Origin of the sequence: Actinomycetospora lutea, from assembly GCF_028737205.1 — a bacterium.
In the GTDB taxonomy this organism is placed as follows: domain Bacteria; phylum Actinomycetota; class Actinomycetes; order Mycobacteriales; family Pseudonocardiaceae; genus Actinomycetospora; species Actinomycetospora lutea.
Map to the genome: position 1 here is coordinate 195,280 of NZ_JAQZAL010000002.1, position 19,995 is coordinate 215,274.

Annotated in this window: 18 protein-coding genes; 6 read left to right on the forward strand and 12 right to left on the reverse strand. The window is 74.0% G+C overall.

Annotated features, from left to right (window positions below):
• From PHK61_RS03555 to PHK61_RS03585, 7 genes are all read right to left on the reverse strand, one after another.
• Nucleotides 1–1,803 (reverse strand): choline/carnitine O-acyltransferase, encoded by a 1,803-nt coding sequence (locus tag PHK61_RS03555; RefSeq protein ID WP_274279581.1) that lies wholly within the window; start codon nucleotides 1,801–1,803, stop codon nucleotides 1–3.
• Between the two features lie 23 nt (nucleotides 1,804–1,826).
• Nucleotides 1,827–2,672 (reverse strand): HalD/BesD family halogenase, encoded by an 846-nt coding sequence (locus tag PHK61_RS03560; protein ID WP_274279582.1) that lies wholly within the window; start codon nucleotides 2,670–2,672, stop codon nucleotides 1,827–1,829.
• A 113-nt stretch (nucleotides 2,673–2,785) separates the two neighbouring features.
• On the reverse strand, nucleotides 2,786–4,357 hold the full coding sequence (locus tag PHK61_RS03565; RefSeq protein WP_274279583.1) for a GMC family oxidoreductase: 1,572 nt from the start codon (nucleotides 4,355–4,357) through the stop codon (nucleotides 2,786–2,788).
• A complete protein-coding gene (locus PHK61_RS03570) occupies nucleotides 4,357–5,916 on the reverse strand; it encodes an APC family permease (protein WP_274279584.1) in 1,560 nt (519 codons plus the stop codon). Before PHK61_RS03570 ends, PHK61_RS03565 begins: the two co-directional genes overlap by 1 nt.
• Complete coding sequence (locus PHK61_RS03575; RefSeq protein WP_274279585.1) at nucleotides 5,913–7,433, reverse strand: aldehyde dehydrogenase family protein; 1,521 nt, start codon at nucleotides 7,431–7,433, stop codon at nucleotides 5,913–5,915. Before PHK61_RS03575 ends, PHK61_RS03570 begins: the two co-directional genes overlap by 4 nt.
• Before the next feature lie 144 nt (nucleotides 7,434–7,577).
• A complete protein-coding gene (locus PHK61_RS03580) occupies nucleotides 7,578–8,096 on the reverse strand; it encodes a class I SAM-dependent methyltransferase (protein WP_274279586.1) in 519 nt (172 codons plus the stop codon).
• Nucleotides 8,097–8,103: 7 nt separating this feature from the next.
• Complete coding sequence (locus PHK61_RS03585; RefSeq protein WP_274279587.1) at nucleotides 8,104–8,943, reverse strand: SAM-dependent methyltransferase; 840 nt, start codon at nucleotides 8,941–8,943, stop codon at nucleotides 8,104–8,106.
• Between the two features lie 215 nt (nucleotides 8,944–9,158).
• Between PHK61_RS03585 and PHK61_RS03590 the strand changes: the two genes are divergently transcribed.
• The 6 genes from PHK61_RS03590 to PHK61_RS03615 all read left to right on the forward strand — a co-directional run bounded on the left by PHK61_RS03590 (nucleotide 9,159) and on the right by PHK61_RS03615 (nucleotide 13,336).
• Complete coding sequence (locus PHK61_RS03590) at nucleotides 9,159–10,034, forward strand: helix-turn-helix domain-containing protein (protein WP_274279588.1); 876 nt, start codon at nucleotides 9,159–9,161, stop codon at nucleotides 10,032–10,034.
• Between the two features lie 138 nt (nucleotides 10,035–10,172).
• Nucleotides 10,173–10,421, forward strand: coding sequence for a DUF397 domain-containing protein (locus PHK61_RS03595; RefSeq protein WP_337993914.1), 249 nt, complete (start codon nucleotides 10,173–10,175; stop codon nucleotides 10,419–10,421).
• Nucleotides 10,418–10,684 carry a hypothetical protein gene (locus tag PHK61_RS03600; RefSeq protein ID WP_274279590.1) on the forward strand — a complete coding sequence of 89 codons (267 nt, stop codon included), beginning with the start codon at nucleotides 10,418–10,420 and terminating at the stop codon, nucleotides 10,682–10,684. Before PHK61_RS03595 ends, PHK61_RS03600 begins: the two co-directional genes overlap by 4 nt.
• A 291-nt stretch (nucleotides 10,685–10,975) precedes the next feature.
• A complete protein-coding gene (locus PHK61_RS03605; protein WP_274279591.1) occupies nucleotides 10,976–12,016 on the forward strand; it encodes a hypothetical protein in 1,041 nt (346 codons plus the stop codon).
• Nucleotides 12,013–12,453, forward strand: coding sequence for a hypothetical protein (locus PHK61_RS03610; protein ID WP_274279592.1), 441 nt, complete (start codon nucleotides 12,013–12,015; stop codon nucleotides 12,451–12,453). Before PHK61_RS03605 ends, PHK61_RS03610 begins: the two co-directional genes overlap by 4 nt.
• A gap of 109 nt (nucleotides 12,454–12,562) precedes the next feature.
• Nucleotides 12,563–13,336, forward strand: a complete 774-nt coding sequence (locus tag PHK61_RS03615) for a hypothetical protein (protein ID WP_274279593.1) — start codon at nucleotides 12,563–12,565, stop codon at nucleotides 13,334–13,336.
• On the opposite strand, the gene egtD is transcribed toward PHK61_RS03615, so the two are convergent.
• The 5 genes from egtD to PHK61_RS03640 form a co-directional block, all read right to left on the reverse strand.
• Nucleotides 13,281–14,258, reverse strand: a complete 978-nt coding sequence (egtD, locus tag PHK61_RS03620) for an L-histidine N(alpha)-methyltransferase (protein ID WP_274279594.1) — start codon at nucleotides 14,256–14,258, stop codon at nucleotides 13,281–13,283. The genes PHK61_RS03615 and egtD overlap by 56 nt on opposite strands.
• Nucleotides 14,259–14,339: 81 nt before the next feature.
• Entirely contained in the window at nucleotides 14,340–15,104 is a 765-nt protein-coding gene (egtC, locus tag PHK61_RS03625) for an ergothioneine biosynthesis protein EgtC (RefSeq protein WP_274279595.1), read from the reverse strand.
• Between the two features lie 4 nt (nucleotides 15,105–15,108).
• On the reverse strand, nucleotides 15,109–16,512 hold the full coding sequence (egtB, locus tag PHK61_RS03630) for an ergothioneine biosynthesis protein EgtB (protein WP_274279596.1): 1,404 nt from the start codon (nucleotides 16,510–16,512) through the stop codon (nucleotides 15,109–15,111).
• Nucleotides 16,509–17,942 (reverse strand): ergothioneine biosynthesis glutamate--cysteine ligase EgtA, encoded by a 1,434-nt coding sequence (egtA, locus tag PHK61_RS03635; RefSeq protein WP_274279597.1) that lies wholly within the window; start codon nucleotides 17,940–17,942, stop codon nucleotides 16,509–16,511. Before egtA ends, egtB begins: the two co-directional genes overlap by 4 nt.
• A gap of 154 nt (nucleotides 17,943–18,096) precedes the next feature.
• Nucleotides 18,097–19,959, reverse strand: a complete 1,863-nt coding sequence (locus PHK61_RS03640; RefSeq protein WP_274279598.1) for an ABC transporter ATP-binding protein — start codon at nucleotides 19,957–19,959, stop codon at nucleotides 18,097–18,099.
• Nucleotides 19,960–19,995 lie beyond the last annotated feature (36 nt).

A 19,995-nucleotide genomic window follows, 5' to 3' on the forward strand; every position in this document is an offset into this window, starting at 1 on the left:
TCAGGCGCGCCGGGGAGCGCGGGGACCGAGCAGCGCCGCGATCTCGTCGACGGCCCGGCGCAGCTCGGTCGCGAAGCGCTCCATCTGCTCGCCGACGGCGGCCGGCGTGCTCAGGTGCACCACCAGCCGCTCGGGCAGGAGCACGTAGGCGACCCCGATGCACTGGGTGCTCGTCGACCCGAACCCGAAGACCCGCACGTGCTGCGAGGGCGCCGAGCTGGTGGACAGGTAGTCGTCGCGCATGACCCGCCAGCCCGGCGAGTCGACGACGGCCAGCGGCTCGCTCGCCCCGATCTCGCCGCCGCGGCGCTGCTGGATCAGCGAGAGCTCCCAGAGGTGCTGCTCGGGCGCGTGGCCGGCCTGGCACTCCTGGGCCCGCCCGACGTGGGCCGCGGCGGCGGCGTCGAACGCCTCCCGGCGGCGCGCGTCGTCCGCACCGGGGTCCTCCATCGCGGCGGTGAACGCCAGGATCTCCGGCGTCACCACCCGCATGGCCTCGGTGCGCCCGTGGTGGAACTGCAGCGTCGCGATCGACTCGTAGGTCGCGCCCACGAAGCCCTTCGCGCGCACGTGGGCGAGCTGGTAGGCCATCTGCACGAAGGCGTCGGGCGAGACACCCAGCGTCTTGACGCGGTCGGCGCCGAGGTCGTCGAACACCACGAGCCGGGTGGCGACCGACGCGGTGAACCGCGCGAAGTCCTCCCCCGCGGCCCGGATGTCGGCGGCGCGCTCCTCGGTCACCACGAACGGCAGCGGCTCGGCGGCCGGGACGCCCTGCGCGCGCGCCCCGAGGTTCGCCGCGTGCTCCGCCGTGGACGCCCCGAGCATCCCGTCGACCAGCGCGAGCACCGTCGTGCCGTCGAGGCGGCAGTGCTCGGTGTTGATGCCGGCGGTGCCGTCCGGGAACACGATGAACGTGACGGCCTTGTCGAACCACCGGTCCGCGCTGTCCCCGCCCAGCAGCTGCTTGCCCACCGCCACGTCGTCCTCCGGCCGGCTGTCCTCGAGCGCCACGCAGAACAGCGCGGTCTCGAGGTCGTCCAGTGCGGCCTCGTTGCCCTCCGCGAGCAGCGCCCGCCGGCTCGCCGCCCACGCCGCGCGGGCCTTGGTCGTCAGCCGCCCGACGCCCGGGCCGCGGCTCTCCCCCACCCGCGCCCGGATCGCTCGCAGCCCCTCGGCGATCTCGTCGGCCGTGTGCGCGGTGCCGTCGGGCCCGAGCACGTCCATCCGGAACGCGTGCCCGCGGACGAGCACGACGACGTGGCGCGCGCGGGAGGGCCCGGGCCAGGCGTCGGTGTACGGGGTGCGGGCGGTGTCCTGGTCGTCGCCGGGGATGCGCGTGGCGGAGAACAGGAACTTGTGCTGCTCCATGGTCATCGGCGCGCCCTTGCGGGTCGCCGGCGGCAGCGTCTCGGTGTCGACCCGGTGCTTGTGGTCGAGCGCGCCGAGCACGAGCCCCGCGGCCCGCGACGCCTGGTCGGTGGCGTCGGGGTCGTCGGCGAACAGGAAGAAGAAGTTGGCGTTGAGCGCGATCCGGTCCCGGCGCCCCAGGTAGCGCGACTCCCAGAAGTCGTCGAGCCAGCTGTGGGTGGCGGGGTCGGCGTCGTAGGCCTCGAGCGCGGCCTGCAGGACGGGGCCGGGCCCGTCGGGGCGCAGCAGCTGGTCGACGGCCTCGCGCGTGGCCGCCCGCTGCTCGGCGTCGAGCAGCGGCTCGCTCCACGCGAGGAACTGCGCGGCGCTGGCGGCGAGGGTCGGCACCGGGACCCGGGGCAGGTCGTCCTCGGCGTCGAACGTGCCGGTCATGGGCGGTCCTCCGGGGGTGGGGATCAGTCCTGCAGCGTGTCACCGCGGACGGTGGCCGCCGCGAGGTGCTCGGGAGCGACGCGGCCGAAGAGCTGGCGGCTGCGCGTCGGGGAGTTGAGCACACCGGGGCGCTCGCTGTAGGCGAGGATCGCGGCGTGGCGCGGTGTCGTCCCGCCGACGGGCGTCACGCGGTGCAGCGAGAAGCGGCCGCGGAAGAGCTGCAGGTCACCGGGGCGCAGGACGAGGCGCCGGACCGGCCCGCGGTCACCGTCGAGCACCGCCCGCACGCCCGCGTGGTTCTCGGCCCCGACGGTCCGGAGGCCCGGGCAGTACTCGAACTCGCCGCCGCTCTCCGGCGCGCGAGTCAGCAGGCTGACGGCGAACTCGTTGGTGTCGAAGTGCCAGGGGTGGTCGTCGCCCGGCGCCACGACGTTGAGCGTCAGCCCGGCGTAGGGGTCGGCGAGCGGGTGCACCGCGGGCACCTCGACGCAGGCCGCGATCAGCCGGTGCAGGCCCGGGTGCGCGTAGAGGCGCGCGACGAGGTGGTCGGCCGGGATGTGGTCGCGCGCCACGAACGCGTTGCGCCGGTGCAGCACGACCCGCGCCGGGTGGTCGGCGGGCAGGGCCGGGTCGGGGTCGGTGTTGTAGACGTTGACCTCGGCGACGTCGGCGTGCGCGTGGCCGGCGACCGCGTCGCCCTCGGCGCGCAGTCGGTCGCGGTGCCCGGGGGCCACCACGTCGCGCAGCACCGTGCACCCCTGCGCCCGCAGCTCCGCGCGCGCCCGGGCGACGACCTCGCCCCAGGCCGGATCACCGGGGTCGTCGAGGGGGTAGCGCGCGGCGTCGACGACATCTCCCCCGGGTGCCACGGGAGGCAACCGTAGCGACGATCACGCCGGGCCCGCCCCGTCCATCAGGTCAGGACGGGCCCAGCGGCACGCAGCGCAGCGGAGCTGCCGCGCCGGAGGCCGGATACTGCACGTCAGCGTGGGTTCCTGATGAAGTCGGCGCAGCGCTCCCCGATCATCATCGTGGTGATGCAGGGGTTGACGGTGATCAGGTCCGGCATGATCGACCCGTCGGCCACGCGCAGGCCGTCGACGCCCTTGACCCGCAGTTGCGCGTCGACGGGGGCCATCGCGTCGGAGTCCGCGCCCATCTTCACCGTGCACGACGGGTGGTAGACGGTGTTGTGGGTCTTGCGGATGTACTCGAAGAGCTCCTCGTCGGTGGAGGCCTGCTCCCCCGGCGCGAGCTCCTTGCCCACCCACTCCTTCAGCGCCGGCGCCGCCGCGATCTCCCGGGCGACGCGGATGCCCCGGATCATCACCTCGCGGTCGTGCTCGTGGGTGAAGTACTGCGGGTCGACCTTCGGCTTGTCGTGGTAGTCGCGGGTCGACAACCGGACCGTGCCCGTCGACCGGGCCCCGGTGACGTTCGGCGTGAGGCAGAAGGTGTTGTCGGCGGTCGGGTAGCCGTAGCGCACGATGTTCATGTCGAAGGGCACCGAGCCGTAGTGGAACATCAGGTCCGGCGTGCTGCGGCCCTCGGACCCCGCGAAGATCCCGATCTGCCACCACTGCGTCGACGCCGTCGGCATGGGCTGCAGGGCCTCCCACTGCACGAGCCCCTCGGGGTGGTCCTGGAGGTTCTCCCCGACACCCGGGGCGTCGACGACGACCTCGATGCCGGTCTCGCGCAGGTGCGCGGCCGGCCCGATGCCCGAGAGCATCAGCAGCTTCGGGCCGTCGATCGCCCCCGCCGAGAGGATGACCTCGCGCCGGGCGGTCACGTCGATCGCGTGCCGGGTGTCCGGGGTGCGCAGGCGCGCGCCGGTGGCCCGGGGACGCGACCCGGAGGTGTCGAGGTTCAGCTTCTCGGCCCGGTAGCCGGTCATCAGCGTGAGGTTGGGGCGGTCGAGGTTCGGGTGGATGTAGGCCACCGACGCCGACGACCGCGACCCGTCGGGCTTCGCGTTGACCTGGAACCAGTTCGCGCCCCGTACCACCGTGCGGCCGGTGTTGAACGGCGTCGTCGGGAGCCCGACCTGCTCGCACGCGGCGAGCAGCGCCTCACCGCACGGGTCGTGGTCCCCGACGGTGCGGATGGTGACCGGCCCGTCGGTCCCGCGGCCCGGGGCCTCGGCCTCCTCCGTCGTGTCCAGCGCGGTCTCGAGCTTGCGGTAGAAGGGGTAGCACTCCTCGGCGCTCCAGCCCGTCGCGCCGCCGGCGGCCCAGTCGTCGAGGTTCTCCTTCGGCGCCCAGAAGGCGATCGCGGAGTTGTGCGAGGAACAGCCCCCGAGCACCTTCGCGCGGGCGTGGCGCATGTAGGAGTTGCCGGAGGCCTGGGGCTCGATGGGGTAGTCCCAGTCGTAGCCGGACTCGAGCAGCTCCATCCAGCGGCTCAGGTCGAGGATCTGGTCGTCGCCGACGTCCGAGGGTCCGGCCTCGATGAGGCAGACCGACACGTCCCGGTCCTCGGAGAGGCGGGCGGCGACGGCGCACCCCGCCGTCCCGCCGCCGACGACGACGTAGTCGAACTCTCTCTCGGCCATCACGCCTCCTGGACGGGCTTGTCGACGGGGGTCTCCACGCGGGCGTGCTCGGCCACGACGCCGGTCTTGTGGCGCTGCACGGTCCAGTAGTACGCGAATCCGGCGCCGAGGATGACCCCGGGCAGCAGCACGCCGCCCCACTGCAGGTACCAGTGGAACGGCTCGCTGGCGTTGTAGACCTCGTTGCGCGGCCAGGCGAGGTTCACCGTCATGAAGCCGCCCCAGATGATCGCGAGGATGTTGACGGGCAGGCCCCACCGGCCCAGCGAGAAGCCGTCCGGCCGGGGCTGCCAGGTGCCGCGCAGCCGCTGCATCAGCATCGGCACGGTGACCAGCAGGTACGCCGTGTAGATCATGATGATCGCGATGGACGTGACCACCGTGTAGATCTGCGGGCTGAAGGTCACCAGCAGCAGGACGATCGCGATGATCCCGATCGTCACCGACGAGACCACCGGCGTGCCGAAGCGCGGGCTGATCGTGCACAGCTTCGAGCCCGCGGGCAGGTTGTTGTCGCGGCTCATCGCGAACGCCAGCCGGATCGCCGCGGCGTGCACGGCGAGGTCGCAGACGACGACCGCGATGACGACGGCGATGAGGATGACCGTGCCGACACCGCCTCCGAGCACCTGCAGGATCAGCGTCTGCAGACCGCCCAGCGAGCTCAGCGCCGGGTCGGACAGGTCGGGCGCCGACATGATCGCGAACAGCAGGATGAGCCCGCCGAGGACGAACGAGAAGAACAGGGCGCGCAGGATCGCCTTGGGGGCGTTGCGCCGCGGGTCGTGCGACTCCTCGGCCAGCGAGCTGGCCGTGTCGAAGCCGTACATGACGTAGAGCGACGCGAACATCGCCACGAGGAACGCACCGGCGTAGCCGAGCGGCCGCCCGCTCGCGTCGATCCCGCCGGTGTCGAACACGATCTGCGGCCCGCGCACGATGTTGATCGCCAGCAGGATGATCAGGACGACGGCGGCGATCAGCTCGAGGAACACACCGGTCGAGTTGATCTGGGCCATGAGCTTGGTGCCGAAGGCGTTGATCAGCGTCGTGAACACGATGAGGGCCGTGGCGAGGATGACGCCGTTCAGCGCCTCCGCGTTGGACACGTCCTCCGGGATGAACTGGAACCCGGACCAGATCTCGGGCAGCGTCGCCTGCAGCGCGAGGGCGACGGCCGCGAGGGAGACGATGGACGCCGTCAGCATCGTCCAGCCGGCGAGCCAGGACACGCCGTGGTGGGAGAGGCGCTTGCTCCAGTTGTAGATCGACCCGGCGACCGGGTACCGGGCGGCGAGCTCGCAGAAGCACAGCGCGACCATCAGCTGTCCGACGAACACCAGGGGCCACGACCACCAGTACGCCGGGCCCGCGGACCCGAGCCCGAAGTAGAAGAGCTGGAACGTGCCGGTGAGGATGGAGATGTAGCTGATCCCCGCGGCGAAGGTGTGGAAGCTGCCGAGGGACCGCACGAGCGTCGGCTTGTACCCGAACTCGTCGATGTCCTCGGCGTCCGCCGCGCTGGCCTGCTTGTGCGTCTTCTCGTGACTCGTGCTCATGAACCACTGCCCTTGATCGTGTTCTGGCTCGGTGTGGAACGGCTGGTCGATGAGGGGAACCACCCGGTCGGGCCCGGCCGGGTGTTGGTCCAGATGTGCTTGGGCTCCTGGTACTCGGCGAAGCCGGCGCGGCCGAGCTCGCGCCCGATCCCGGAGTGGCCGAAGCCGCCCCACTCGGCGGCCGGCACGTACGGGCCGAAGTCGTTGATCCAGATGGTGCCGTGGCGCAGGCGCGCGGCGACCTCCTCGCACGTGCCGTGGTCGGACGAGAAGACCGCGCCGGCCAGGCCGTACTCCGTGTCGTTGGCGATGCGGACCGCGTCGTCGAGGTCGGTGAAGGTCTCGACGGTGAGGACGGGGCCGAACGACTCGTCGTGCACCACGCTCATGTCCTGGGTGCAGCGGTCGAGGATCGTCGGCGGGTAGTAGTGCCCGTTCGCCAGCTCCGGATCGCTCGGGCGCTCGCCGCCGCAGCGCAGCACGGCGCCCTCGGCGACGCCGGCCGCGACGTAGGCCTCGACCTTCTCGCGGTGCGCCGCGGAGATCAGCGGGCCGGTCTCGGTGTCCGGGTCGTCGGGCCCGCCCAGGCGGATCCGCTGTGCGCGCGCGACGAGGTCGTCGACGATGCGGTCGTGCGCCGACTCCTCGACGACGAGCCGCGCGCCGGCGGAGCACACCTGCCCGGAGTGCAGGAAGATCGCGGTGAGGGCGTTGTCGACGGCCGTCTCGTGGTCGGCGTCGGCGAACAGCACGAACGGGTTCTTGCCGCCGAGCTCGAGGGCCACCTTCTTCACCGTGGCCGCCGCCGACTCCATGATCCGCCGGCCCGTGACCAGCCCGCCGGTGAAGCTGACCATGTCGACGCGCGGGTCGGTCGACAGCGGCGCGCCCGCGCTCGCCCCGGCGCCGAGCACGAGGTTCGCGACCCCGTCGGGCACCCCGGCCTCGGCCAGCAGCTCCATGAGGATGATCGCCGTGTGCGGCGTGAGCTCGCTGGGCTTGAGCACGAACGAGCAGCCCGCCCCGAGCGCCGGCGCGACCTTCCACGCGGTCTGCAGCAGCGGGTAGTTCCAGGGCGTGATCAGCCCGCACACCCCGACGGGGTCGTGCACGACCTTGCTGCGGGCGGTGGCGATGCCCGTGTCCACCAGCCGCCCGTCGTCGGTGGCGGCGAGGTGCCCGAACCACCGGAAGCAGTGGGTGATGTCGTCCATGTCGATCTCGGACTCGGCGATCCGCTTGCCGGTGTCGTCGGTCTCGGCCTGCGCGAGGCGGGTCTTGTCGCGCTGGAGGAGGTCGGCGACGCGCAGCAGCAGGGCTCCGCGCTCGGGTGCGGGCACCGACGACCAGCGGTGGTCGTCGAACGCCCGTCGTGCCGCCGCGATGGCGAGCTCGGTGTCCTTCGCGCCCGCCTCGTCGACCTCCGCGACCAGGTGTCCGTCCGCGGGAGAACGGATCTCCCGCCTGCCCCCGTCGACCGCTGTCGTCCACGCTCCGTCGATGAACAGCTGCCCCACGCCTGGCGCCTCCTCGTCCGCATTCACCCGGTCGGCCCTGACGACCGACCGTCCGAGTATCGACCTCTCGCCACGTCGGCACCATGCCTTACAGAGGCCACACGCGTCGCCACGGTCGGTGCAGGGGCGGGCGGCACGGACCGGTCACCGGCGTGCGACGACGCTCTCCTCCCCCTGCCCCTGGGCGTGGTGGAGCACGTCGAGCGCGCCGAACGCGGCGAGCAGCTCGCCCGGCGGGGCCCGGAACGGTCCGCCGGTGTCACCCGCCCCGGACAGCACGGACACCACGAGCAGCCCGCCCGGGGCGAGCGCGTCGACGAGCACGGGGTAGAGCGCAGGCTCGCGGAAGCGCTGGCAGACGATCACGTCGTAGGGCCCCGTGACCGGCAGCCCGTCGTCGAGGTCCGCCTCGATCCAGCGCACCTCGGGGGCCTGGGCGCGGCCGGCGGCGAGGCCCACCGGCGAGACGTCCACCGCGTCGACGACCAGGCCGCGGCGCGCCAGCCAGACCGCCACCGTGCCGCGCCCGCACGCCAGGTCGAGCGCGCGCCCGGCGGTGGGCACCAGGTCCTCGCGGCCGGCGAGCGCCGCCGGCGGACCGGGCTCGCCCGCGCCGAGGCCGGTGAAGCGGGCGTCCCAGCGCTCGCGGTCGGACGCGCTCACCGACGGGTCAGGGCTTGCGGCCCACCACGCCCGCGATGCACTGCTGCGCGGGCAGGAGCGGGGCGAGCTGCGGGCCGTCCGGCCACCACTTGACGCACAGCTCCAGGCCCGGGTCGACGAGCTCGAGGCCCGGCAACATCGCGAGGATTTGCTCACGGGTGCGGAACACGCCGGTGCCCAGCGGGCTGTGCAGGAAGACGTCCTCCATGCGGCGGGCGACGACGCTGTGCTCGTTCTCGGGGTCCATGAAGTGGCTCAGCGCCACGTACGAACCCGAGGGCAGCGCGTCGATGTACTGCTGCATGATCTCGACGCAGGTCAGCTCGTTCTCGTCGTAGTGGTGCAGCGTGCCGAGCTGCAGCAGCGCGATCGGCCGGTCGAAGTCGAGGGTGCGGGTGACCACCGGGTCGGCGAGCACCTCGCTCGGGACCGTGAGGTCGCCCGGCGAGAAGAACGTCCGGTCGTTCTCCTCCAACAGCGCGCGCCCGTGCGCGACGACCGACGGGTCGTTGTCGACGTAGACCACACGGGCCTCGGGACGCAGTCGCTGCGCGGCCTGGTGGGTGTTCTCCGCGGTGGGCAGGCCCGAGCCGAGGTCGAGGAACTGGTCGATCCCGGCGGTGCCCGCGAGGAAGCGCACGGCGCGCACGAGGAATGCCCGGTGGTCGACGGTGAACTGCCCGATCTCGGGCGCCACCTGGCGCAGCTTGTCGACGACCTCGCGGTCGGCGGGGTAGTTGTCCTTGCCGCCGAGCGCCGTGTCGTAGACCCGCGCGATGCTCGCCTTCGAGGTGTCGATGAAGGCCGGAGCCGATCCCGAGCGGGACGACGAGTGCGCAGCGGTCATCGGTTTCCCATCGGGAGGTACGTCACGGTCGGTGGCTCACCCTAGGAGAGTACTGATGTCCGACCCGGTGCGGGTCGATCAGCGGACATCCGACAGCCGACACGCAAGCAGGGGCCCGTGTAACGTCTCGGGCTCGGCGGCACGGGCCGGTGCCGGGCGGGGGCCGTGAGCGGCGTGAAGAAGCGGGCCCGAGGACAGCGGGGAGCGCACCAGACGTGGCCGAGCAGGAGCACACCGAGCCGGAGGGCACCGGGCCCACCGCGCGGCGGATCATCCTCGGCGCCCAGCTGCGACGCCTGCGCGAGCGGGCCGGCGTCGCGCGCTCGGACGCCGCCTGGTCGATCCGCGGGTCCGACTCGAAGATGAGCCGCCTCGAGGCCGGCAAGGTCGGCTTCAAGGAGCGCGACGTCGCCGACCTGCTGACGATGTACGGGATCACCGAGGACTCCGAGCGCGAGCTCCTGCTGGACATGACCCGCCGCTCCAACGAGCCGGGCTGGTGGCAGCCCTACGGCGACGTCCTGCCCGACTGGTTCGAGGACTACGTGGGCCTGGAGACCAGCGCCTCGCGCGTCCAGACCTACGAGCTCATGTTCGTCCCGGGCCTCCTGCAGACCGAGGACTACGCCCGCGCGATCATCACGTCCGGCCACCCCGACCGCGCCACCGCCGACGACGAGCGCCGCCTGACCGTGCGCATGCGCCGCCAGCAGATGCTCGGGCGCCGCGACTCGCCGACGGTGTGGGCGATCCTCGACGAGTCGGTGCTGCACCGCCCGATCGGCGGCCACGCCGTGCTCGTCGGGCAGATCGAGCGCCTGCTCGAGGTGGCCGCGCTCCCGAACGTCGTCATCCAGGTCCTGCCGTTCGCGCTGTCCGGCTACGCCGCGGAGAGCACCTTCTCGATCCTGCGCTTCTCCGAGCCCGAGCTGCCCGACCTCGTGTACCAGGAGCACCTCACCCACGCGACGTACCTGGACAAGCGGCCCGAGGTCGAGCAGTACAGCCGCGTCATGGACCGCGTGGCCGTCGACGCGCTGACGCCGGACGAGACCCGCCAGTACCTCACGAAGCTCGCCGCCGAGCGCTGAGCCCCGGGGTCCGCGACCGGACCGTCCGTGACGGGACGACCCGCCCACGTCACATGCACGTGCAGACGCCCCGGGCAGTTGCTACTGTCGACGGCGACGGATGCACGTGCAGACGATCGAGGCGGTCGCATGGGCCAGGTGCCGAATGCACACGACGCTCTGCCCGACGTGACGTGGCGCAAGAGCGCCCGCTCCGGCAAGCAGGGCAACTGCGTGGAGCTCGCCTCCGTGCGCTCGCAGGGCGTGGCGGTGCGGAACTCGCGGTTCCCCGAGGGTCCGGCCCTCGTGTTCTCGGTCGCGGAGATGAGCGACTTCCTCGCCGACATCAAGGGCGGGGCGTTCGACGACCTGCTGGGCGCCGACGGCGTGGCGGGGGTGGCGTCGTGAAGCGCAACCGTCTGATGTGGCTCACCTGCGCCGTGGACGGTGCCGACCACGCCGTCTCCGACGCCGCGTTCCTGGCCGCCCAGGGCGGCGACGGACGCTTCGAGGCGCTGTGCCGGGCGACCGTCTGGGCCTCGTCGCTCTCGGCTCCTCCGGAATCCCGGTGCGAGTCGTGCGCGACCGCGGCCGGCGAGCCGACCGCGGCGCCGGCCGACCGGCGCGGCGGGGGCCTGTGGTCGCGGCTGGTGTCGCGCGCCTCGGCCTGATCGGCGTGATCGGCCGTTCCGGTCGCTGTGTCACCCTCATGCGTCGTCACTCGTCCGAATACTGAGGAATCCGACCGTTCGGCGTAGAGTAATCACTCCGTCCTCGGACTAATGGCTGCATCCCTCAGTCAGGTGACCTCATCCGAACGGCCAATTGCTCTCCGTAACCCCCGGCCCTACGCTGTGACCCGACCGAGTTGCGAACGAGAGGATTCCGTGATCACGGCGGCGACGTGTACGGCGACCCCCACGGGGCCCGTCCCGGGAGCTCCTCTGAGCCCCGCCGCCGAGGTGACCACGCCGCCCGCCTCGTCCCTCTCGCTCCAGTCGCTGCGCGATCTCCCGGGCCTGGCCCACGCGCTCCTCACCGACACCGACCCCGAGGGCCACGACCGCCGCGTGGTCGCCGAGATCGGCACCGACGAGGGCACCGCCGCCGCCGTGCTCGCCTGGGGCCGCCGCGCCGCCGCCGTCGCCACCGACCGGGATCTCGCACTCGACGACGTCATCGTCACCACCGACACGGCCCACCACCTGCTGCGCGCCGTGGGTACGCCGTCGGCCGGCTGGATCTACGTCCGCGTCCACCGCGACGGCGGCAACCTCGCCCTCGCCCGCCGGCGTCTCGCCGCGCTCACCACCCGGACCCCCGCGGTGACCAGGACCCCGGCGCCGGCCGCTCGGGCCGAGCTCCCCCCGGGCCCGTCGTCGACGTCCGCGCCCCGCGTCCCGTCCCGGACGCCGTCGGCGGCCTCTCCCCTTGCGGTCGGGTCGCGGAGCTGGCCGGACCGCGGACCGAGCACGATCAGCCCACCCCCGATCCGCCCGCCGGCAGCGACGCCGGCGAGCGCGCCGTCCGGGCCGGCGTCCCCGGCAGCCCCGGTCCCGGCCGCGCTGCCCGCCGCGTCGAGCCCGCCGGCCACCTCGCGGCCGCCCGCACGGGCACCCGCCCGGCCCCCGGCGACGCCGTGGGCCGCGGGGCCCGCACGGGGCACGCCGCGCGACAGCTCGCGGGACACGTCGTCGGCACCGTCGCCGAGGCGTGGGGTCCCGGACACCGCTCCGGACCTCCCCCGGCCCCGCCGGCCACCGGCCGCGTCCGCCCTGCCCGCGATCCCGGCCACGCCGGACGCCGGGCCGGGCGACGGCACGGCAGCACCACAGGGCTCGGCCGGCGTGCTCGGCCAACGCTGGCGCTCCGACCCCGAGACCCTGCGGCGCGTCCTCGCCGGCCTGCTCCGCCTGGGGCGCACGCCCCGGGCGGCCGTCGCCGGCGGCCCCGAACCGACCACCCGCTCCCCCGGAGCGACCCCGACACGGAGGAACCCATGAGTGATGTCGAGTACGCCCTGAACGCCGCCGCCAACATCAAGGGCGCGTTCGCCGTGGCGATCGTCGACTACGACAGCGGCATGACCCTCGGGTCACGCGGCGGCAGCGCCGAGTTCGACCTCGACGTCGCCGCCCCCGGCAACAGCGAGGTCGTGCGCGCGAAGTTCGACGTCATGCAGAAGCTGGGCCTGCGCGAGACGATCGAGGACATCCTGATCACGCTCGACACGCAGTACCACCTCATCCGGCCGATCTACTCGAACGGCGACGACAAGCTGTTCTTCTACCTGGTCCTCAACCGCCAGCAGGCCAACCTCGCGATGGCCCGCCGGGACCTCAAGGTCATCGGTCAGCGCTTCTACCTCGACGACCCGTCGTCGGCGCCGGCCGTCCCCGCCCAGGACCAGGGCTACTACCAGCAGGCCGGACGGCGCTGACGCCCGTCACCGGAGGGGAGCCGCGGGGGTGGGAGACGGTGCGGGGAGCACGCCGACGGGAGAGCGGAGCTCGACCCGTCGAGGTGGCCGACATCGCCACCTGACGTGCGTGCGCTCGGACGGGCTGTCGGCGGTCCTGCGCCCGCTGCTCGACGACCGCCGCATCGTCGCCGCCACCCTCGTGGACGTCGACAGCGGACTGATCCTCGACGGCTACGTCGACGACCCGGGCGACCAGCCCGGGCTCGCCGACCTCGAGCTGCTCGGGGCGTCCCACGCCGACATGGTCAAGGCCGCCCAGGTCCTGGCCCCCACCCTCGCGGAGCTCACCGTGAGCACCGACGACGGCCACCACCATGTGCTCCACGCCGTGCCCGACCCGCACGGCGAGCGGCTGGTGGTGGCCGTCGTCGTGCGCGGGGCCCCGCGCCACGTCACCCGCGCCCGGCTGCGCCTGCGCACGGTCTCGGTGGAGGCGCTCACCGCCGGGCCCACGCTCGCCCGCCGTCCGGTCGACGGCAGCTGGGTCGTCGACGACCCGACGCCGGAGAGCACCGCCACGGACGGCACAGAGGACCACACCGACGACGACACCGAGGACGACACCGCCGGCCGCGACGCCCCGGCGGACGTCCCGGCGTCCGGCGGCGCGCCGCTCTCGGCCATGGCGCCGCACGGCGTCACCGCGCCCGCCGCGCCCACGGCGGACAGGGCGCCGTCGGCGACGGTGTCCTCGGTCGCGTCCTCGCTGGCCACGGAGCTCCCCGGGGGTCTCTCCGGGCGTCTCTCCGGGGGTCTCTCCTCGCGCCTGGTGCCGCTGAGTGACGCTAGGCCGGGAGACGCACGGCGAGGGACAGCGCGAACCGGCCCTGCGGGTCGGTGAACCACCCGTCGTGGGAGAAGCCCGCGACGGCCAGCTCGTCGCGGATGCGCTCGCGCGTGAACTTGGTCGAGATCTCGGTGCGCATCTCCTCGCCGTCGGCGAAGTCGATCTCCAGGTCCAGCTCGGGCACCCGCACGTGCATGGCCCGCCGCGCCCGCAGCCGCATCTCGATCCGGCTGGCCTGCGGCACCCACACGGCGAGGTGCTCGAACCCGTCCGGGTCGAAGTCCGCGCCCAGCACCCGGTTGAGCACCCCGAGCACGTTGAGGTCGAACGCCGCCGTCACGCCCGCGGCGTCGTCGTAGGCCGCCACCAGCGTCGCCTCGTCCTTGACGAGGTCGGTGCCGACGAGGAACGCCTCTCCCGGGTCGAGCGCGTCGGAAAGGGCGGCGAGGAACGTCTGCCGATGGGTGGGCTCGAAGTTCCCGAGCGTCCCGCCCAGCAGCGCCACGAGACGGCGCCCGTCGTGGGGCACGCTGCGCAGGTCGCTGGTGAAGTCGGCGACGACGCCGTGCACGTCGAGCCCCGGGTAGGCCTCGACCAGCCCCGGCACGGCCTCCTCGAGCGCCGCAGGCGACACGTCCACCGGGACGTAGCGGCGCAGCGTGCCGGCGCGCTGCAGGGCGTCGAGCAGCACCGGCGTCTTCGACGACGATCCCGAGCCGAGCTCGACGAAGGTGTCGGCGGCCGCCGCGCGGGCGATGGTGTCGGCGTGCTCGGTCAGGGCCTCGCGCTCGGCGGTGAAGGGGTAGTACTCGGGCAGCGCGGTGATCTGCTCGAACAGCTCGCTGCCCCGGGCGTCGTACAGCCACTGGGGGGTGAGCACCTTCGGGCTGGCGGTGAGGCCCCGGCGCGCGTCCGCGCGCAGGGCGGTGTCGGCGTCGTCGGCGGTGAGGTGTACGTCGAGCGCGGGCAGGCTCATCGGTGCGGGGTCACGTCCTGGGGTCGGGGCGCGCGCCGGTCGGGCGCGCGCGGCGTTCACGGCGTCGGGAACGGTGGAGCGCTACAACGGCGAGATGGCGACGGCCGGCCGGTCGTGCCCGCCGCCCGCCCGGGCGACGAGCAGGGAACCGTCGGGGACCGGGACCCACGCGCGGTCGGGATCCAGGGGTTCGGACGCGACGGTGACCGCACCGTCGGGATGCGTCCGGTACGACAGGGCGTGGTCGACGGCCGTGGCGACGATCTGCTCGCCGTCGGCGACCAGCAGGTTGAGCCGCGAGCCGGGGGCCGCCGCGAGCGTGTCGGCGACGACGCCGGCCACCGCGTCGGCGATGTCCTTGCCGGCGGCGAGCCGCGCGCGCACCAGGGCCCAGAGCAGGGCCGAGTCGGTGGCGGCCTCGAGGGTCAGCAGGTCGAGCGCGGGCAGTGCGGCGGCGAGGTCGGCCATGCTGTGCGGCCAGCCGCGCACGACGCCGTTGTGGCTGAACAGCCGGCCGCCGGGGTCGCGGAACGGCGCGCACGCCGCCGTCGACACCGGCATCCCCACCGTCGCCGAGCGCACGGCGGCGACCAGCGCCGTCGTCGCGACCCCGCGCGCGAGGTCGAGGAACGACGCGTCGGTCCACATCGGGTCGTCGCGCCGGTAGAGCAGGGGCTCGCCGGCCGCGGTGAACCAGCCGACGCCGAAGCCGTCGGCGTTCACGGTGCCGCCGCCGCGCATGTCGGCGGGCGCAGAGCTCTGCACGAGCAGGGAGTGCGCGGGCTCGACCAGCAGCGACGCGAGCGTCACCGGCGTCGGGCCCACGTGGGCCAGGTGGCGGCACACGGGGTCAGGCGTCCCGCGACACGGAGCGATCGGGGGAGCACGCCGAGAAGGGAGCTGGACCGTCGGAGCGCGCGCAGCGGAACCCGGAGAAGATCTGGCGGCGGATCGGCAGGTCCCAGTTGCGGAAGGTCGCGCGGGCGTTCGGGGTGCCGACGCCGAACGACGAGCCGCGCAGCATCCGGAAGTCGCCGCCGAAGAAGACCTCGGAGTACTCCTTGTACGGGAACGGCTCGAAGCCCGGGTAGCCCTCGAGCCCCGAGTCGCACCACTCCCACACGTCGCCGATCAGCTGGTGCACGCCCAGCGGCGACGCACCGGCCGGGTAGGCGCCGACGGCGGCGGGCTGCAGGTGGCGCTGGTCGAGGTTGGCGTGCTCGGGCGTCGGGTCCTCGTCGCCCCACGGGAAGCGCCGGGTGGTGCCCGTGGCGTGGTCGTAACGCGCGGCGAACTCCCACTCGACCTCGGTGGGCAGGCGCTTGCCGGCCCAGGCGGCGTAGGCCGCGGCCTCGTGGAAGCAGACGTGCAGCACCGGCTGGTCGGCGACCTCGTCGACGGCCTCGCGCACCCCGAACGAGGTCCGGTGCCAGCGGTCCCCGACCCGCTCCCACGTCATCGGCGCGGTCCAGCCCTCGGCGGTGATGTGCTCCCAGCCGGCCCCCGACCACAGCGAGCGGTCGCGGTAGCCGCCGTCGTCGACGAACCGCGCGTACTCGGCGTTGGTCACCGGGGCGGCGTCGAGCCAGAAGTCGGCGACGTGCACGGGGTGGGCGGGCTTCTCGTTGTCGAGCGCGGCGGGCTCGACGGAGGTGCCGAGGAGGAACTCCGCCCCCGGGTGGAACACCTCGGTGCCCGCGAGGCCCGGCACGACGGACCGGGGCGGCGGGTCGGCGTGCAGCACGGGCGCCCCCGCGCGCAGCTGGTGGGTCGCGAGCATCGTCTCCACGTGCTGCTGCTCGTGCTGCACGATCATCGAGAAGACGAAACCGTCGGCGAGGGTGCGGCGCTCGTCGAACGCCCCGGCCTCGAGGTGCTCGAGCGCCTTCTCGCGCACCCGGTCGCCGTAGACCCGCGCCTCGGCCGGGTCGAGCAGCGGCAGGGCGGGCCGGCCGGCACGCGGGTTGGTGAACGCGTCGTAGAGGTGGTCGACGTCCTCGCGCACCCCGGCGACCAGGTCGCTGTCGGGCGCCCCGCGCCGCACCAGCCAGTAGTCCTCCATGTTCGCGATGTGCGCCACGTCCCAGTGGAACGGCGACATCAGCGGCGAGTGCTGCCGGGTGAAGTCGGGGTCGTCGCCGGCGAAGACGTCGTGGGTCAGCGCCCGGGTCCGCGCGCGCGCGGCGGCGAGCTCGGCGGCGAGGCGGGTGCGCAGTGCGGCGCGGTCCTGCGGGGTGGGGGTCGGCGCGGTCATGGACGCTCACCTCCGAGGAGGGTCGGGGGCCCGGCGACGCCGTCGGTGTCGTCGGGGTTGTCGTCGGGGTGGTCGTCGGGGTGGTCGTCGGGGTGGTCGTCGGGCGCGAGGCCCGCCTCGGCGGCGTCGAGCGGGTCGTCGGCCGGGCACCGCCCGCGCAGCACCCGCTCGCTGATGACGCGGTCGACGAGCTCGTGCACGTCGGCCGGCAGGTCGGCGAAGGCGGGACCGGCCAGGGTGCGGTGGGCCTGGGCGAAGACGTCGCCCGCGGCGCGGCGCAGGACGCGGTCGGCGAGGCCGTGGCGGGCCGCGGCGGTCCAGCGGTCGACGGCGGGCTCGGCGGCGGCGCGGGCGCGGGCGACGGTGTCCGGGTCGTGCATCAGCGCCGCCACGACGACCAGCGGGACGACCCACTCGTCGCCGGCCTGCTGGTCGAGGTAGCGCACCTCGAGGTGGCCCTGCGGGCGCACCGGCGGGAACAGCGTCGTCAGGTGGTAGTCGAGGTCCGCCCGGGTGGGCGCCGGGTCCAGCCGCCCGTCGATCCACTCGGCGAACGTGACGTCGGGCGCGTCCCACGACACCCCGTCGGCGCCCTCGCGCCGCAGGCACAGCAGGCGGGTGTCGAGCGCGCGGCGCGCGTACGCGGTGGCCGGGTCGCCCTCGAGCGTGCGGGGCGGGGCGGTGCGCTCGGGGTCGAGGGCCATCCACGCCGCCCACCGCGACGACTTCCACCCGGTGCGCCGGCCGTGCACCGCGGGTGAGTTGGCGAACGCGGCGAGCAGGACCGGGCCGAGCTCGTGCAGCGCGGCCCACCGGCGCGCGACCTCGTCACCCTCCCCGGCGTCGACGCAGACCTGCACGGCGGTCGTCGAGCACATCATGGTGCGGCCGTGGGGACCGATGCGGTCGAACGTCGCCTCCATCGCCGCGTAGCGCGGGATCCGCAGCAGCCGGCGCGGGGGACGCAGCGGGTCGCTCGCCCGCGGGACGGTCGTCAGGCCCTCGGCGGCGAGCAGCGTGTGCAGCCCCGCCACGTCGGTGCGGACGGCGTGCACGAGACCGGCGACCGACGGCAGGGGCGGGCTCGCGATCTCCACCTGGCCACCGGGCTCGACGGTGATCGTGCCGCCCGCGGGGAGCGGGGCGGGACCGGAGCCGTTGCGCGGGTGACGGGGCGCGACGGTGGTGGGGGCGTGCGGCCCGAGAGCATGGACCAGCACGGCGGGGTCGAGGGGTCGGGTGGGGTCGTCGTCGTGGCGCACGAGCCACTCGAGCTCGGTGCCGACGAGGCGCGGCGGGCCGTGCTTGAAGCACACCGAGGCGACGTAGGCCTCCGCGACCGCCCGCTCGGTGAGGGGCGCGGCCGGGTCGAGGGCGATCCCCGGCCGTCCCGTGTCCCCAGGGCGCACGGAGGGCGTCGGAGCCGCCACGGAGCCTCCCTGATCGACCCGACACCGGCGGCGAACGCCGAGGTCGCTGCTGCAGACGCGCACGGACGCTCAGCGACGCTACACGCGGGTACGACGGCCCGCAGGGGGTCGAGCGGCAAGTGTCCCGGATGCGAACATCACAGTGAGTGATCGCTCAGGCGGCGGTCGACGACGGCGCGAACTGCGTGTGGTACAGGTCCGCGTACCGCCCGCCGCGCTCCAGCAGCGACGTGTGGGTGCCCTGCTCCACGACGCGCCCGTGCTCGACGACGGCGATGGTGTCCGCGGCACGGACCGTCGAGAGGCGGTGCGCGATGACCACCGACGTGCGCCCCACGAGCGCCTCGGTGAGCGCCTCCTGCACGGCGTGCTCGGACTCCGAGTCGAGGTGGGCGGTCGCCTCGTCCAGGATCACGACGCGCGGCGACGCGAGGAGCAGCCGCGCGATCGTCAGCCGCTGGCGCTCGCCGCCCGAGAGCCGGTGCCCCCGCTCCCCCACCACCGTGTCCAGCCCGGCGGGCAGCTCGTCGAGCAGCTCGCCCAGCCGGGCGCGGGCCATCGCGTCACGCAGATCGGCCTCGGTGGCGTCCGGCGCCGCGTAGAGCAGGTTGGCCCGCACGGTGTCGTGGAACAGGTGCCCGTCCTGGGTGACGACGCCGACGCCGTCGCGCAGGTCGGCGAACGACAGCTCGCGCACGTCGACCCCGCCGACCGTGATCGCCCCGGAGTCGACGTCGTAGAGCCGCGGGATCAGCGAGGCGATCGTGGACTTGCCCGCCCCCGACGGCCCGACCAGCGCGAGCATCCGGCCCGGCGCGACGTCGAGGTCGACGCCGTGGAGGACCTCGTTGCCGGCCCGGTCGTCGAGGCGGGTGACCTCCTCGAGCGAGGCCAGCGACACCGCCGACGCCGAGGGGTAGGTGAAGCGCACGGCGCGGGCGCTCACCCCGAGCGGGCCGGCGGGCAGGGGCGTCGGCCGCTCGGGCTCCTTCAGGGCGGGCTCGAGGTCGAGCACCTCGAAGACCCGCTCGAAGCTGACCAGGGCGCTCATGACGTCGACGCGGGCGTTGGCCAGCGAGGTCAGCGGCGAGTACAGGCGCGTCAGCAGCAGCGCGAGGCTGACGACCGTGCCGGCGTCGAGGCGGCCGGTGACCGCGAGCCACCCGCCGAGGCCGTAGACCAGTGCCTGGGCCAGCGCGGCGACGAGGGTCAGGCAGGTCAGGAAGACGCGGCTGACCATCGCGGTGCGCACGCCGACGCCGCGCACCCGGTCGGCGCGCTCCCCGAACTCGTCGGCCTCGACCTCGGGGCGCCCGAAGAGCTTGACCAGCGTGGCGCCGCCCGCGGAGAAGCGCTCGGTCATCTGGCCGGTCATCGCGGCGTTGAGGTCCGCCGACTCGCGCTGCAGCGCCGCGATCCGCCGGCCCATCCGCCGGGCGGGCAGCAGGAACATCGGCAGCAGCAGGAGGGCGAGCAGGGTCACCTGCCAGGCGAGCGCCACCATGACGACGACCGCGAGCACGAGCTGGATGACGTTGGTGACGAGACCCGAGAGCGTCGAGGTGAAGGCGCGCTGGGCCCCGATCACGTCGTTGTTGAGCCGGCTGACCAGCGAGCCCGTGCGCGTGCGGGTGAAGAACGCCAGCGGCATGCGCTGGACGTGCGCGAACACCGCCCGCCGCAGGTCGTAGATCAGCCCCTCGCCGATGCGCGCCGAGAGCCAGCGCTCGCCGAGCGTCAGCCCCGCGTCGAGCACGGCCAGCCCGGCGATCACCAGCGCGAGGGTGACCACGACCGACGGCGCGGACCTGTCGGTGATCGCCGTGACCACGCGACCGGCCAGGACGGGAACGGCGACGCCGATGACCGCCGAGGCGGTGGCCAGCAGCAGGAACACCGCCAGCGTCCGGTGGTGGCGCGCAGCGAAGCGCCAGATGCGCGGCAGCGTCCCCCGCGGCACCGACCGCGGCACCGTGTCCGCCTGCGCCGCGGAGTGCATCAACGACCAGGCGTCCATCGCCCGCTCCCGTCGCTCGTCAGGACCGTGTGCCGT

Coding starts and splice junctions, on each gene's coding strand:
- PHK61_RS03555 (WP_274279581.1), bottom strand. CDS start 1,803: ATGACCGGCACGTTCGACGCCGAGGACGACCTGCCCCGGGTCCCGGTG.
- PHK61_RS03565 (WP_274279583.1), bottom strand. CDS start 4,357: ATGGCCGAGAGAGAGTTCGACTACGTCGTCGTCGGCGGCGGGACGGCG.
- PHK61_RS03570 (WP_274279584.1), bottom strand. CDS start 5,916: ATGAGCACGAGTCACGAGAAGACGCACAAGCAGGCCAGCGCGGCGGAC.
- PHK61_RS03585 (WP_274279587.1), bottom strand. CDS start 8,943: ATGACCGCTGCGCACTCGTCGTCCCGCTCGGGATCGGCTCCGGCCTTC.
- PHK61_RS03610 (WP_274279592.1), top strand. CDS start 12,013: ATGAGTGATGTCGAGTACGCCCTGAACGCCGCCGCCAACATCAAGGGC.
- egtD (WP_274279594.1), bottom strand. CDS start 14,258: ATGAGCCTGCCCGCGCTCGACGTACACCTCACCGCCGACGACGCCGAC.
- egtB (WP_274279596.1), bottom strand. CDS start 16,512: ATGACCGCGCCGACCCCCACCCCGCAGGACCGCGCCGCACTGCGCACC.
- PHK61_RS03640 (WP_274279598.1), bottom strand. CDS start 19,959: ATGGACGCCTGGTCGTTGATGCACTCCGCGGCGCAGGCGGACACGGTG.